Annotated in this window: 15 protein-coding genes; 12 read left to right on the top strand and 3 right to left on the bottom strand. The window is 34.0% G+C overall.

The genetic code is table 11. The annotated features are described in order from the left end of the window. Positions 1-16 precede the first annotated feature (16 nt). Complete coding sequence (rpmA, locus tag P163_RS01170) at positions 17-277, top strand: 50S ribosomal protein L27 (RefSeq protein WP_034886940.1); 261 nt, start codon at positions 17-19, stop codon at positions 275-277. Between the two features lie 86 nt (positions 278-363). Beyond that, positions 364-579: a DUF2007 domain-containing protein gene (locus P163_RS01165; protein ID WP_034886939.1), complete on the top strand. Its 216-nt coding sequence runs from the start codon at positions 364-366 to the stop codon at positions 577-579. 249 nt (positions 580-828) lie between these two features. Here P163_RS01165 and ahcY read toward each other — a convergent pair whose 3' ends face one another. After that, positions 829-2,145, bottom strand: a complete 1,317-nt coding sequence (gene ahcY, locus P163_RS01160; RefSeq protein WP_034886938.1) for an adenosylhomocysteinase — start codon at positions 2,143-2,145, stop codon at positions 829-831. 64 nt (positions 2,146-2,209) lie between these two features. On the opposite strand from ahcY, the gene P163_RS01155 reads away from it, so the two are divergent. The 8 genes from P163_RS01155 to P163_RS01120 all read left to right on the top strand — a co-directional run bounded on the left by P163_RS01155 (position 2,210) and on the right by P163_RS01120 (position 8,731). Further along, positions 2,210-2,863 (top strand): 4'-phosphopantetheinyl transferase family protein, encoded by a 654-nt coding sequence (locus P163_RS01155; protein WP_034886937.1) that lies wholly within the window; start codon positions 2,210-2,212, stop codon positions 2,861-2,863. 3 nt (positions 2,864-2,866) lie between these two features. Then, positions 2,867-3,574, top strand: a complete 708-nt coding sequence (locus P163_RS01150) for a geranylgeranylglyceryl/heptaprenylglyceryl phosphate synthase (protein ID WP_034886936.1) — start codon at positions 2,867-2,869, stop codon at positions 3,572-3,574. An 89-nt stretch (positions 3,575-3,663) separates the two neighbouring features. Then, positions 3,664-3,924, top strand: coding sequence for a thiamine-binding protein (locus P163_RS01145; RefSeq protein WP_034886935.1), 261 nt, complete (start codon positions 3,664-3,666; stop codon positions 3,922-3,924). After that, positions 3,908-4,540 (top strand): nicotinamide riboside transporter PnuC, encoded by a 633-nt coding sequence (gene pnuC / locus P163_RS01140; RefSeq protein ID WP_034886934.1) that lies wholly within the window; start codon positions 3,908-3,910, stop codon positions 4,538-4,540. The genes P163_RS01145 and pnuC overlap by 17 nt, the downstream gene beginning before the upstream one ends. Further along, positions 4,501-5,070, top strand: a complete 570-nt coding sequence (locus tag P163_RS01135) for an AAA family ATPase (RefSeq protein WP_034886933.1) — start codon at positions 4,501-4,503, stop codon at positions 5,068-5,070. Before pnuC ends, P163_RS01135 begins: the two co-directional genes overlap by 40 nt. Beyond that, on the top strand, positions 5,067-6,620 hold the full coding sequence (locus P163_RS01130; RefSeq protein ID WP_034886932.1) for a DUF4301 family protein: 1,554 nt from the start codon (positions 5,067-5,069) through the stop codon (positions 6,618-6,620). The genes P163_RS01135 and P163_RS01130 overlap by 4 nt, the downstream gene beginning before the upstream one ends. Positions 6,621-6,622: 2 nt before the next feature. Then, positions 6,623-7,027, top strand: a complete 405-nt coding sequence (gene arfB / locus P163_RS01125; protein WP_034886931.1) for an alternative ribosome rescue aminoacyl-tRNA hydrolase ArfB — start codon at positions 6,623-6,625, stop codon at positions 7,025-7,027. A 339-nt stretch (positions 7,028-7,366) separates the two neighbouring features. After that, positions 7,367-8,731, top strand: a complete 1,365-nt coding sequence (locus P163_RS01120) for a sigma-54-dependent transcriptional regulator (protein WP_034886930.1) — start codon at positions 7,367-7,369, stop codon at positions 8,729-8,731. Here the strand turns inward: P163_RS01120 and P163_RS01115 are convergent. After that, positions 8,721-11,147: a hybrid sensor histidine kinase/response regulator gene (locus P163_RS01115; RefSeq protein ID WP_034886928.1), complete on the bottom strand. Its 2,427-nt coding sequence runs from the start codon at positions 11,145-11,147 to the stop codon at positions 8,721-8,723. The two genes, P163_RS01120 and P163_RS01115, sit on opposite strands and share 11 nt — an antisense overlap. Before the next feature lie 324 nt (positions 11,148-11,471). Here P163_RS01115 and P163_RS01110 point away from each other — a divergent pair, with 324 nt between their 5' ends. Continuing rightward, a complete protein-coding gene (locus P163_RS01110; protein ID WP_034886927.1) occupies positions 11,472-13,850 on the top strand; it encodes a TonB-dependent receptor in 2,379 nt (792 codons plus the stop codon). A 43-nt stretch (positions 13,851-13,893) separates the two neighbouring features. Here the strand turns inward: P163_RS01110 and P163_RS01105 are convergent, their stop codons facing one another. Next, complete coding sequence (locus P163_RS01105; RefSeq protein WP_034886926.1) at positions 13,894-14,328, bottom strand: hypothetical protein; 435 nt, start codon at positions 14,326-14,328, stop codon at positions 13,894-13,896. A gap of 259 nt (positions 14,329-14,587) precedes the next feature. Between P163_RS01105 and greA the strand changes: the two genes are divergently transcribed. Further along, complete coding sequence (gene greA, locus P163_RS01100; RefSeq protein ID WP_034886925.1) at positions 14,588-15,064, top strand: transcription elongation factor GreA; 477 nt, start codon at positions 14,588-14,590, stop codon at positions 15,062-15,064. Positions 15,065-15,078: the final 14 nt, after the last annotated feature.

Below are 15,078 nucleotides of genomic sequence, written 5' to 3'. Positions count from 1 at the left end.
TTAAAAACGAAATAAAATGGCTCACAAAAAAGGAGTTGGTAGTTCCAAGAACGGTAGAGAATCAGAATCAAAACGCTTAGGTGTAAAGATTTTTGGTGGTCAAGCTGCTATCGCGGGAAATATCATCGTTAGACAAAGAGGTTATACACACAATCCAGGAGAGAATGTGTATGGAGGAAAAGATCATACTTTACATGCCAAAGTTGACGGTCTTGTAAAATTCACTAAAAAGAAAAATAATAAATCTTACGTTTCTATTGAACCGTTTGAAGCTTAGTATTTTCTTTTATAGATTTATAAAAACCCTTTCTGTTTTCAGAAAGGGTTTTTTTGTACTTTTAATCGAATCAGAATTTATTGAATATGAATTTTATAACCGTTTTCTCTACTCCTAATTCTTTTCAAATTGCAATTATTCGAAATCTCTTTGATATGGAAGGTATCGCTTATAGAATTTTCGATGATGTGATGAATAGCGCCGCAGGAATTGCAGGTTTAGGAAATCATGGGGTAAGAGTGCAAGTAAGCGAAGATGATTACATTAAGGCCCGTTATATCATAGACAAGGCTGAGTTTTAGATTGCTCTGCTTAAATTAGTTTATCTTTTATGAGATGCGGAAATAAATTCAGCATGATGTAAATAAAATTACGTCACCCCTTGAGCGGAGTCTTCGGGTTTATAAAGATTACTTATAAAACATCTCGATTCCGCTCAATGTGACCTTCAAATATTTAATTTCGAAAATATAATTTAGAAAGTATTAAAGCATAAAAAAAGCTACCACAAAATATATGTGAGAGCTTTTTAATAGTAAGGTTTTATGAAACTAGTATCTGTAATATTCAGGTTTGAACGGTCCTTCAACAGTTACTCCAATATATTCTGCTTGATCTTGAGATAATTCTGTAAGCTCTACACCAATTTTCTCAAGGTGAAGTTTAGCCACTTTTTCATCTAGATGCTTTGGTAGCATATAAACTTCATTTTTATAATTATCTGTATTTTTCCAAAGTTCGATTTGTGCTAAAGTCTGGTTTGTAAATGAGTTACTCATTACAAAACTTGGATGACCAGTAGCACAACCTAAGTTTACAAGCCTACCTTCCGCTAAAAGAATAATGTCTTTGCCATTGATGGTATATTTATCTACTTGAGGTTTGATCTCAACTTTAGAATTTCCGTGAGTATTGTTTAACCAAGAAACTGCAATCTCATTATCAAAATGACCAATGTTTGCTACAATAGTCTTGTCTTTCATCGCTTCAAAATGTTCTGGACGCACAATGCCTTTATTTCCTGTAGTGGTAATAACGATATCTGCTTTTTCAAGAACATTTTCCAATTTCTTTACTTCAAATCCATCCATTGCAGCTTGAAGTGCGCAAATCGGGTCAATTTCTGTAACAGTTACAATAGAACCCGCTCCTTTAAAAGATGCTGCAGTACCTTTTCCAACATCACCATATCCACAAACAACAACTCTCTTTCCGGCTAACATCACATCTGTAGCTCTTCTAATAGCATCTACAGCGCTCTCACGACATCCGTATTTGTTATCAAACTTCGACTTTGTAACAGAGTCGTTCACGTTAATTGCAGGCATTGGAAGCGTTCCATTTTTCATACGCTCGTATAAACGGTGAACTCCTGTAGTAGTTTCTTCAGAAAGTCCTTTAATACCATCTGCTAATTCTGGATATTGATCTAAAACCATATTGGTAAGATCTCCACCATCATCAAGGATCATGTTCAATGGTTTTCTATCTTCCCCAAAGAATAAGGTTTGTTCTATACACCAGTTAAATTCTTCTTCATTCATTCCCTTCCATGCATATACAGGAACTCCAGCGGCAGCAATTGCAGCGGCAGCCTGATCTTGTGTAGAGAATATATTACAAGAACTCCAGGTTACATCTGCTCCTAAAGCCGTTAATGTTTCTATAAGAACAGCAGTCTGGATAGTCATGTGTAAACATCCTGCAATTCTAGCTCCTTTTAAAGGTTGTTCATCCTTAAACTCTTCTCTAAGAGACATCAATCCCGGCATCTCTGCCTCAGCAAGTTCAATTTCTTTTCTTCCCCAATCTGCTAGGGAAATATCTTTAACTTTATAGGCCGTGTAAGGCACTGTTTTAGTAGACATATTATTATATTTGATTTATAGCAATTTTTCTTTTGCAAAAGTAAGTAATATATAACAAAAATTTATGCCACTTTACAAAACAATAACAGTGAATGCTCATACTAAAGTCTTCATTTGGAAGGTAGAAGAGTCTTTAGAATGGTTGAGTAAAGACATAGATTTAACGCCACATTGCCAAAAGCGAGTGAACGGTATGAAATCTGAGCTTCACAGAAGAGGTTTTATGAGCATACGGCATTTAATGGCAGAAGCAGGTTATGTAGATGCAGACCTTTATTATGATTCTTTAGGAAAACCACACTTAACAGATGATATGCATATCTCTATTACGCATTCTTATAATTTCACCGGGATCATCATTAGTAATGAGAAAGTTGGAATAGATATAGAAATGCAGCGAGATAAGATTCTTAAGATCGCAAATAAATTTACGCCACTAAAAGAATATCATACCGTAGCTAATGCTGAAGCTTTAATTAGAAAACTTACCATTGTATGGGGTGGGAAAGAAGCAATTTATAAACTATTTGCAGAACCCGGTTTGGGTTTCCTTCAACATATCAATATACACGATTTTGATTTTGAAGATCACCAAACTACAGCAAAGATTCTTTTTAAAGGCTTAAGTGCCGGGTATGATCTAAATTTCTTAGAATTTGAAGGTTTTACCTGTGTGTATGCTAGAGAAGAGAGTGAGTCAAAAAAGGGAAGCGCTTAATTAATGAACTCACTTTATTTTAATATACTTCAGAATAAGAATTCTGGCAGACCTCATTTAGCGGTATTAATAGATCCCGATAAATTTGAAGCTGCTACTGCATCTATATTCTTTCAATCACTTCCTAGTTACGTAAATTCTATTTTTGTTGGGGGTAGTATAGTAGAAAGATCTAAAACAGAAGAAGTAGTAATTTGTATAAAACAATTTACCTCACTACCTATAATTTTATTTCCTGGTGATCATTCCCAGATCTCCGATAAAGCAGATGCATTATTATTCTTAAGTTTAATTTCGGGAAGAAATCCGGAGTATTTGATCGAGCAACAGGTAAAATCTGCAGCTCAACTCAAAAATTCAAAACTAGAAATTATTCCAACGGGGTATATTCTTGTAGATGGAGGTGCTGAATGCGCTGTACAAAGGGTTAGCAAAACTTTGCCACTTTCTCAAAACGATATAGAAACAATAGTAGATACTGCTTACGCCGGAGAACTTTCCGGAAAGAAATTAATATACCTCGAAGCTGGTAGTGGTGCTAAAAACCAAGTAGCTTTAGAAATTATTTCAAGAGTAAAAGAAATTATAAGTATTCCGCTAATCGTGGGAGGTGGAATTAGATCTATCATTCAGGTAAATGATACTTATAAGGCAGGTGCAGATATTGTGGTAGTTGGAACCGCCTTTGAGAACAACGTGTTTTCTGATTAGGTTTTGTGCCATGTTATCTTTTAATGTGTACAGACTATGAGATTATAATTGGTATTTTTGAATTAAATTATCATAGAAATAATTAGAACATGGAAATTTCAGTAGAACTTACTTTATCCCCACTTCAGGATAATTACGAGCCTGCCATTATCAATTTTATAAAAAGCTTAAGAGCATCTGGGCTTATTATTAAAGAAAATCCTTTAAGTACTCAGGTTTACGGAGATTATGATAAGGTGATGGAAATCTTAAATAAAGAGATGAAAATAGCCTTAGAAGCAGTAGATAGAGGATTGATGTATATTAAGATCGTAAAATCTGATAGAAGCGATTATGCAGCCCATTTTTGATTTTTTCTTTGGACAGTATTACAACTATCCCACACTCTACATCATATTAGAAGTTATAGCCGTAATCTTTGGGTTTCTGTCTGTTTGGTATTCTAAACAAGAAAATATTCTTGTGTACCCTACCGGAATCATTAGCACATTGATTTTTGTATACCTTCTCTGGCAATGGGGGTTATTGGGAGATATGATGATAAATGCCTATTATTTTTCTATGAGCATTTATGGATGGTATATCTGGACGAGGAAAGTGGATGCTGTTCACTTTACGCCAGTAACCGTGATGACTAAAAAAGAACATTTAAAAGCTGTCTTTTTGTTTATTGGCACCATGGTTTTTGTTCATGCTGTTTATAATTATTTTGATAAATGGAATAATTGGACAGCCTATGTAGATACTATCACCACAGCTGTATTCTTTGTGGGAATGTGGCTTATGGCACTCAAAAAAATAGAGAATTGGATCTATTGGATTATAGGAGATCTTATTTCTGTCCCCCTATATTTTTATAAAGGACTTACCCTTACTAGTTTTCAATATTTATTATTTACTGTAATTGCCGTTTATGGCTATCTAGCATGGAAGAAAAGCTTAAACAAACAACTGCAAACTGCGTAAAGGCGGTATTATTTGGTCCGGAATCTACCGGTAAAACCACTTTGGCAAAAAGGCTTGCAGCTCATTACAATACGTATTGGGTGGAAGAATATATGCGGGAATATCTTCAGAAGAAATGGGATGAAAAAAAGCAGGTTTGTATACCAGAAGATCTTATTCCTATTGCAGAAGGACAAATGGCAGCAGAAAATAGATTGAGTAGATCTGCCAATAAAGTATTATTTTGTGATACCAATTTATTAGAGCTAAAGGTTTATTCTGAAGCTTATTACAACGGATTTTGTGACCCTGAACTTCATAAACATGCGTTAAACAATTGGTATGATATTTACTTTTTAACTAATATTGATGCCCCTTGGGTTAAAGATGACCTAAGAGATAAACCTCATGATAGAGAGGGAATGTTCGAGAGATTTAAAAGCACCCTACTGTTGTATGAACGTCCTTTCGTAATTCTAGAAGGAAGTGAAGAGCAAAGATTTACCAAAGCAGTCTCGGTTATTAATAAACTTTTAAAGATAGAAAATTGAATTTTACACAGGCAGATATACAGCAAATTGAAAATAAAGGTATTGCATTAAGCGAAATAGAAGAGCAATTAAAAATTTTCTCTCGTGGCAATCTGCCGGTAAATATTGCTGCAGCAGCTACGGTTGGAGATGGTATAAAACAATATTCTGAAGCAAGACAACAGGAACTTAAAAAATTCTATGAAGATCACAAATCAGAATATAAGATCTTAAAATTTGTGCCTGCTTCTGGGGCAGCTACCAGAATGTTCAAAGCAATACATGTATTCTTAAATGAATTTGATCCAGAGCGAGAAGAGTTGTCTAATTATCTTAAAAAAATAGATAACGATAATCTTAATAGGTTTTTTAGAAATTTTGAAAAATTACCATTCTTCAAGGAATCTGTAGAGTTTGCAAAAAAAGATAATTCGAACTTTGCTGATCTAGCCGATGATAAGAAGAAAGTTTTGATAACCAAAGCTATGTTATTTTCACCAGGATTAGATCTTTGTGATCATCCAAAGGGATTAGTTCCTTTTCATAAATATGGCGATCTAATAGCTACAGCTTTTGAAGAACATCTCTACGAAGCAGCGTTATATTCTGAAGTAAATGGAGAATGTGATCTGCATTTTACAGTTTCAGAAGAACATAAAGAGAAATTCGAAAACGAGTATAACCGTATCTTAGAGAGAGTAAATAAGAAAACGGGGATAAATTTTAAAGTAACTTATTCCTATCAAAATCCTAAGACAGATACTATCGCTGTAAATAAAGACAATACTCCCTTTAGGACAGTAGATAATGAATTATTCTTTAGACCCGGTGGGCATGGAGCTCTTATAGAGAATTTGAATAATCTTGATGCAGATGTTGTCTTTATAAAGAATATAGATAATGTTGTGAAATCTTCTGAAGTAGATAACATGGCCAGCTTCAAGAAAGTTCTTGGGGGAAAATTATTGTTACTTCAAGATCAATGTTTTGAGCATTTAATTAATCTTGATAATCCTAATCTTTCAGATGAAGAGTTAGAACAAATCAAGGTCTTTTTAAATGAAAAACTCAATCTAAGTTCTAAAGAAGATTTTAGTATACTTTCTAAAGATGAAAAGATCAAATATTTGCAAGATAAACTTAACAGACCGCTAAGGGTTTGTGGTATGGTAAAGAATGAAGGAGAACCAGGAGGTGGGCCATTTTTAGTGAAAATGGAAAATGGAGAAAGATCACTTCAAATTATTGAAAGCGCACAAATTGATACAAAAGATATTCATCAAAACGAGATCGCTCAAAATGCAACTCATTTTAATCCTGTAGATCTTGTTTGCGGGATAAAAGATTACCAAGGAAATCTGTTCGATCTAAATCTCTTTGTAGATCCAACAATGAGTTTCATTGCTGAAAAAACTAAAGATGGAAAACCTTTAAGAGCTTTAGAAAGACCTGGGTTATGGAATGGGGCAATGGCAAAATGGAATACCGTTTTTGTTGAAGTTCCAGTGCAAACATTTAATCCCGTAAAAACAGTCTCAGATCTTTTGAAGGCTAGTCATCAGATGCAATAAAAATGGCCAACTTAGACCAACTAGTTCAGGAATTAAGTTTTAAAGCAGTGAGAAGTTCGGGTGCGGGAGGGCAACATGTTAATAAAACATCTTCGAAAATTATTTTATCTCTAGATCTTGAAAATTCTCAGGCATTTTCTGAAGAGGAAAAATCTCGGGTTTTAAAGAAATTATCTTCCAGACTTACAAATGCCGGAGAGCTAATTTTAGAAAGTCAAGGTAGTAGAAGTCAGCATAGAAATAAGGAGGAAGCTATCTCAAGGCTGCTGGATATAATTAAAGATGCTCTTAAAAAACCTAAACCTAGAAAAAAGACCCGACCTACCAAAGCTTCAAAATTAAAGAGATTAAGAGAAAAGAAGATAAGATCTGAGAAGAAAGGGAATCGTCAAAAACCCTCCGTTTAAAATCGTTATTGTAGAATCTTGCTACATGAATTTTTTCAATTGTATAAAATTCCACATAAATAGTATCATTTAAAAAATTTCAACAGTCCCCGATGTATTATCAATACAGTGTTTTGATAAAATATCTATTCTATATTTCTTTGGTACAATTTTTCTATAAGATAACATATAAGCAAATGTGAATACATAAAATCTTATAATAGAAAGAACGACTAATAACCAACCCTTTCTATATTTAAAAGAGCTGTCTATTTTAGCAGCTCTTTTTTTTTGTTTCTAGTTTTAAAGAGAGTACCACCTATAATTAGTAAATTTGCACAACAATTAAGGCAGGCATTTATGGTAGCAATTCTTATAGTGGAAGACGATGTAGCATTTGCTACAATGCTAAAAACCTTTTTAGATAAAAGAGGGTTCAATGCAACTGCGGTTTTCTCTGCTACAGAAGCCCTAAAATTAATAGGAGCGCAAAAGTTTGATTTGATCTTAACAGATATGAGATTGCCAGACAAAGATGGTCTTGTGATCTTAAAAGAAGCTAAATCTAAAGATGCTTCTACGCAAGTAATTGTTATGACAAATTACGCCGAGATCAATATGGCTGTAAAAGCCATGAAAGATGGAGCTTTTGATTATGTTTCTAAGCCCTTTCAACCAGAAACAATTCTACAAACTATCAATAATGCTTTGAATCAAAGATCTGCAGACCAGGAAATAGCTCCAAGTGCTCCAAGGAATAAATCTCCTAAAAAATCTAAGGAAAGAATAGAGGAGCAGTCTATAGAATTTATAAAGGGTGTAAGTGATGCTGCAACAAAACTTAATGATTATATAGACCTGGTGGCGCCAACAAATATGTCTGTGCTTATAATGGGTGAAAGTGGTACCGGAAAAGAACAGGTAGCAAAGACCATTCATGATAAAAGCAAGCGCCAGGGAAAACCATTTATTGCGGTAGATTGTGGTGCTATTCCAAAGGAGATTGCATCAAGCGAATTTTTCGGACATTTAAAAGGATCTTTTACTGGAGCAATTCAAGATAAAACCGGTCATTTTGAGGCTGCCAATGGAGGTACCTTGTTTTTAGATGAAATTGGAAATCTTGGATATGAACTACAAGTACAATTATTAAGAGCTCTTCAAGAAAGAAAAATAAAACCTGTTGGAGGTAATACAGAGATCAAAGTAGATATTAGAGTTGTTACTGCTACCAATGAAGATCTTTCTCAAGCGGTTAAGGAAGGTAATTTTAGAGAAGACCTTTACCATAGATTAAATGAATTTACCATAAAGGTGCCGGCTCTGCGAGAGCGCACAGAAGATCTTATACTTTTTGCAGAGTATTTTTTAGATGAAGCTAATATAGAATTAGAAAAAGAAGTGATGGGCTTTAGTGAAGATACCTTAGAAGCTTTCCAGCGATACGCTTGGCCTGGAAACCTGCGAGAGCTAAAGAACACAGTTAAAAGAGCTGTGCTTCTTACTAAAAGCAACGAGATTCCATTAAAGGTGCTGCCGCATGAAATTGCTACAGCTACACAGGAGAAAGAAACTTATAGCTTATTTAAAAGCAAGAATGAAGAAACTTTAATCTTGGAAGCATTAGAAAAGTCTAATGGGAACAAAAGTAAGGCTGCAAGAATTTTATCCATAGATAGAAAAACGCTTTACAATAAGTTAAAGCAATATGATATTAAGTTGTAGTAATCTCTTTTTGAAGCTCTTTCAGGAGCACCTCTACATCTAATAACACCTTTTTTATAAAAGATATCTCCAAAACATTCTTTTTCTTATGTTCTAGATCTGTCAATTTAATAACGATCTCATCTGCATGAAGTTGTTTAAACATAGGTAACATTCTATGTGATATTTGGGCCACACGTTCCCAATTAGCAACCTGCGCTTCTTTGAAGATCTCTTCTAAATTTAGCTTAGTGCTATCTATAAAGGCATTTAAGATAGTATTTAAAGCAATTGGATCGTCCCCCGCAAATTGGGATATTTCTGATAGAGAATAGCGAGGGTTTAAATTATCATCGCTTTTCTTTAAAACAGACGCCTCATTTTTTAGTTCTATCTTAAAAATTTCCCCAATCTTAAGTAGCAGATCATTAGGTCTATATGGTTTTAAAATATTACAAGTAAAACCAGCTTCAATATATCTGTTTTGATTAACATCTGTTCTGCCAGATGCTGCAATTACAGGAATGCCTGCAATATTCTTATCTTCTTTAATAGCTGCTACAAGTTCAAAGCCATCCATTTCTGGCATTTGTATGTCTGTGAGTACAAGATCATAATGCGCTGTCTTCAATAATCTAAGCGCTTCTTTTCCATTTATGGCTGTGTCACACACCATTCCCTTTGCTTTTATCAATTCTTTTGTAAGTGCTAATTGAGAAGATTCATCATCTACTACCAATACGCGTTTACCATTAAGGTCTACTTCCTCTAATATCGCAGGTTCTAATCCTGGCGAGGTGTTGGTAAGTTTAGTTACAGGGATTCTTATAATAAACTCACTTCCTTTTCCGGGGCTACTTGTAAGTTCTATATTCCCCTTTAATAAAGATGTTATTTGTTTTGTTATTGCTAAGCCTAATCCGGTACCGCCATACTTCTTTTCTATTGCGGCATGCTCTTGTGAAAATTCTTCAAAAATGTCTTCTTGTTTGGCTTTTGAAATTCCAATTCCGGTGTCTTTAATAGATATTATTAAAATATGACTGTCTTCAATCTCTTTTTGAAGTGAGAGCGAGGCGGTAATTTCTCCACTTTCTGTAAACTTATAAGCATTGGTTAAAAGATTGGAAAGAATTTGTTTCAATCTAAAAGGGTCGCTTAATACTTCGCAATCACTATTCTCTGAAGTCACAACGCTGTATTTGAGATTTTTAATGGCAGGATCTGGAAGGGTATTATAAAATGTTTCTTCTAATAAGTTCTTTGGGTTGAACCTTATCTTCTCTACCAACATTTTACCTGCTTCTAACTTAGAAAGGTCTAGAAGATCATTCACTAAGTGTAAAATGTATTCTGAAGATTTTTTAAGATGAGAAAGATAATGTTCTTGTTTATTGTTCAATCCAGATTTCTCCATAAGATCTGTATAGCCAATAACAGTATTTAATGGAGATCTTAGATCGTGAGTTATGGTAGCCATAAATTGTTCTCTTCTTTTCATAAGAGATTCTGTAAAAACTTTGGCTTCTTCTAATTCTAATCTATAACGCTGACTTTTAGATACATCTTTTAAGATAAGTACTAGAAAGAATAATATCAATAAAATAAAGGCGATTCCCACTGCTATTATTATGGTAGAGATCTCATTAAGCATTAATTGAGATGTTTGTACCTTATCTAACGAAGCGCCTCTTTCTTCTAATTCTATGGCAGATAATAAACTTCTTAGTTGTTGATTTAAGGTGACATCATTAGTTAAGAGCTCATTCTCTTTTTTGTTGATCACTGCTTTAAAAGCATTGTTTTGCTGCTCTAATTCATTTAAAACCTTCTTAACAGATGCAACCAGAGAGTCTGCGCTTAGGCTTGAGGAAGATTCATTGTTTTCAGTCTTAGAAAACTCTATCAATCTTATTAGAACTCTTCTTTGATGAGGCTCCAGATTGGCAAACCTCGTATCGTAATCTGGCTCATTAAAAGATGGATCTACTTTTTGCAACTCGTTGATCACCTCCTTGTAATAACTGGTGTTCTGGTTACGAGATCTAAGTTTAAGTAATTCTTCTAGGTTATCACTTTTTTTGGAGAGAAGGATAGAAATACTATCCATTTCTACCTTCATTGTAGAATCTGCATACGTGCTTCTTAGCGTTTGTATGCTGTTTTGAATATTCTTGATCTGTGTTTTGTACCTATTAAGATCTAAGGTATCTCCAGATTGAATAAACTGCTTTCCTATATTTTCTGTTTGATATAACTCTGTTGCAATTTCGCTTACCAGAACCAGTTGTTGGTTGTTGAGATTATTGGATTGATTTAGTTTTGAAAACCTAACAACCTGAGAGTAAATGAACCATACGGCGAGACCGGCTAATGCTGCTAATAGAATATAGCCAACAATTACCTTAAAAGTTATAGACCTCTTTGTGTTCTTCATTCTGAAATTATTCACAAAATTACGGCAATTATGTCAAAACAGTAGAATTATAGTTTTATTCTGAAAAATCCTTATTACCTTTGACCCACATCTCAAAGGGGTGCCAATTCTTAATTTAAGAGGAGGCTGAGATTATACCCAACGAACCTGGGCAGGTAATGCTGCCAAGGGACAATAACAAAGCCAAGTTGGCTTTAATAAATGTGTATAGTACTCCCTAATAGATCGCTCGAGAGATTTATATAGGGTTTTTTTATGCACAATTTTTACTAACATAAATCAAAATGAATAATCGCCCCTTTTATTCGTAAACCATAATTACGAATGAAAAAAATAATTTTTGTTGCAGCCTTGATCTTAATCTCTATTCAGGCTTTTTCACAAGATTACATCTTAAAAGGAAAGATCACAGCTAATAATAAAGCTATAGAAGGTGCTTCTGTAATGGCTTTAGGAGAAAATGTTGGAACTCAGACAGATGCTCAGGGAAATTACTCGATCTCTCTAAAAGAAGGAAGTTATACCTTCTTATTTACTTACGGAAATAGCAGAACTGTAGAAGTTTTGCTCGATAAGAATACAACTATAGATGTAGATCTTTCTAAAGCTGCAGAGGTTTTAGATGAGGTTTTCCTTTCTGCATTAAGAGTGAATGCTCAATCTCCAATAACCTACAGCAATTTAAGCAATGAAGAAATAGAAGATCGTAATCTAGGTCAGGATATACCAGTGTTAATGAGCTATATGCCTAACGTAGTAACAACTTCTGATGCTGGTGCCGGTGTAGGTTATACAGGGATTAGAGTTCGTGGTAGCGATGCCACCAGAGTAAATGTTACAATTAATGGAGTTCCCTATAATGATTCAGAAAGTCAGGGTACATTTTGGGTTAATTTACCAGATTTTGCATCTTCTGTAGAGAATATTCAATTGCAACGAGGCGTGGGAACATCAACAAATGGAGCGGGGGCTTTTGGAGCTAGCTTAAATATCCTTACAGATGGTTATAGTACCGCTGCCAATGCAGAAACCTCTCATAGTTTCGGGTCTTATAACACCCGAAAGCATACGGTAAAATTTAGTACAGGGTTAATGAATGATCATTGGGAAATTGCGGGCCGAGCTTCTCAAATTAAAAGTGACGGTTATATAGATCGAGCCAGTTCAGATCTTAAATCTTATTTTTTGCAAGCAGCTTACGTTAATGATAATACATTGATAAAAGCCTTGATGTTTGGAGGTACAGAAAAAACCTATCAGGCTTGGTATGGAATAGATGGTGAGACCTTAAGCTCTAATAGAACCTTTAATCCTGCAGGAGCATACACCAGTAATGGAGAGGACATGTTTTATGATAATCAAACTGATAATTATCAGCAAGATCATTATCAATTGCTATGGAATCAAAAATTTGATCCTAATTGGTCTTCCAATTTCGCTTTACATTATACCAGAGGAAAAGGTTATTATGAAGAATTTAATGAAGATGCCAGTTTAAATGAATTCGGACTTCAGAATTTTATGGCAGATGGTATGGAAATTACAACTTCAGATCTTGTAGGAAGAAAATGGTTAGACAATGATTTTTATGGAGCTACTTTCAATTTAAATTATCAAAATAGCAAGCTAGATTTAGATCTTGGAGGAGGTTTAAATAGATATGAAGGAGATCATTTTGGAGATGTTATCTACACAAGATTTGCTAAGAATGGAGAACCAAGTGAACATTATTATTTTAATGATGCGGTTAAAACTGATTTCAATATCTACTCAAAGGCAAATTTTGCAATTACAGAGAAACTTGCTGCTTACGTAGATCTTCAAATTAGAACTATAGATTATGTAACCGATGGGTTATTAGATGATCAGACTAGTTTTAATGTAGATGATAATTTTAGCTTTTTTAATCCAAAAGCGGGGTTAACTTATCAGCTAAATGATATCAATCAATTCTATTTCTCTTATGCAAGAGCTAATAGAGAGCCTAGTAGAGCAGATTATGAAAATGGGAATCCGGAATCAGAAGGCCTAAATGATTTTGAACTGGGTTGGAGATATAAAGCTCCAAAAGTGCAGATAAATACGAATGTATATCTAATGGATTATCAAAATCAATTAGTGCTTACTGGCGGAATTGATGATGAAGGGGCATTTGTTAGAGAGAATAGCGGTAACAGTTATAGATTAGGATTGGAGATAGATGCTAGTATTCAGATCTCAGATAAGTTTAAAATTAGACCTAACTTTTCTGTTAGCAGAAATAAAAATGTAGATTTCGTTTCAAATTTTAATGGAGAATTGAACAATTTTGGAGATACAGATATTTCCTATTCTCCAGAAATAGTAGCAGGGAATATTTTAAGCTATACTCCAATAAATAATCTGCAATTTAGTTTGCTCTCTAAATATGTTGGAGATCAGTACATGAGTAATATTGAGGCTAAGAACTCTAAGTTAGATTCTTATTTTGTGAATGATCTAAATGTACAATACACCATCCGCCAACTTTCAGTTTTTAAAGAGGTTACTTTTACAGCTTTGGTAAATAATATCTTAAATGAGAAATATGTATCTAATGGATACTATTATACATATGATGTTGAGAATCCGGATCTTCCAAGTGGAGTTCAAACCTTTGATGGAGCTGGATATTATCCGCAAGCTACTACTAATTTCTTAGCTGGAATTACACTAAAATTTTAGGATATATTAAAACCTTCCGGTTAATACATCAGCTGGAAGGTTTTTAATTGTAAATTTCTAAAGTGTTGCCATTCTTTCTCACCCTGTAAGACTTTAAAGCATATTGACCTTCTCCCTGAGTGATCTCTCCGGTTAGAATATTGTACTCATTTCCATCTCCACAATTACATGTAGCCAGCAATCCCTGTACAGTTAATCTAGAGCAGTTTGAAACAGAATGATTTGGATCTGTAAGTTCAAATGCTAGATATTGAGTGTTATTTATATTGTAGACAACCACACCATTGAGTCCGTAATTATAGGTTACATAACTATTGCCAGGAAAGTTCAAACTATTATACTCGGGTAGGCTTAAATTAATATTTAAGTTGAAGTTGGTATCTACAAGAAAAGGATTGTTATTACTGTTATTATCTGACGTGCTACAGGATAAAAGCAAGCTTATCAATAGGGCTGAAAATAGAATTTTTTTAATCATTATAAGGTTTCTGTCTCTCGACAATTTTATTGGTTTCAATGTTTAAATTTATTATATTTGTTTAGATAAATCCCGTCGCGCATGGGATTTTTTGTATTTATTAGCTAGATGAAGGTTAAATATTAAAGAATTCAATCTATATAGATAAATCCGGCACTTTAGCCCTGGAATAGATTTATTTAAAATCACTAAACATATATTGATAAATTATGGAAGAGGTAATGTTACCTAACTTCTATAATTATTAAACGATAACATTATGAGCAAAGTATCTTATTATACACCTGAAGGCTTAAAAAAGCTAAGAGATGAGCTTAATTTATTAAGAGATGTAGAAAGACCAAAGGCTTCTCAGGCAATTGCAGAGGCTAGAGATAAAGGAGATTTAAGTGAGAATGCAGAATATGATGCAGCAAAAGAAGCTCAGGGTTTATTAGAACTAAGGATCTCCAAGATGGAAGAAGTTGTTTCTAATGCCAGAATTATAGATGAATCTCAATTAGATACTTCTAAGGTTTTGGTACACTCTTTAGTGAAGATCAGGAATCTCTCTAATAAAATGGAAGTAAAATATAAGTTGGTAGCTCAAAGCGAAGCAGACCTTAAAACCGGAAAGATCTCTGTAGATTCTCCAATTGGTAAAGGATTGTTAGGTAAAAAAGTTGGAGATACTGCAGAAATAAGCGTTCCTAATGGAACCATGACTTTTGAAATAATAGAGATCACCAGAGAGTAATCTCTTTATCACTA

Origin of the sequence: Gillisia sp. Hel_I_29 (assembly GCF_000744275.1) — a bacterium.
GTDB lineage: Bacteria > Bacteroidota > Bacteroidia > Flavobacteriales > Flavobacteriaceae > Gillisia.
Note: the sequence above shows the minus strand (reverse complement) of the source record. Positions and strands in the feature narration are given on the sequence as shown.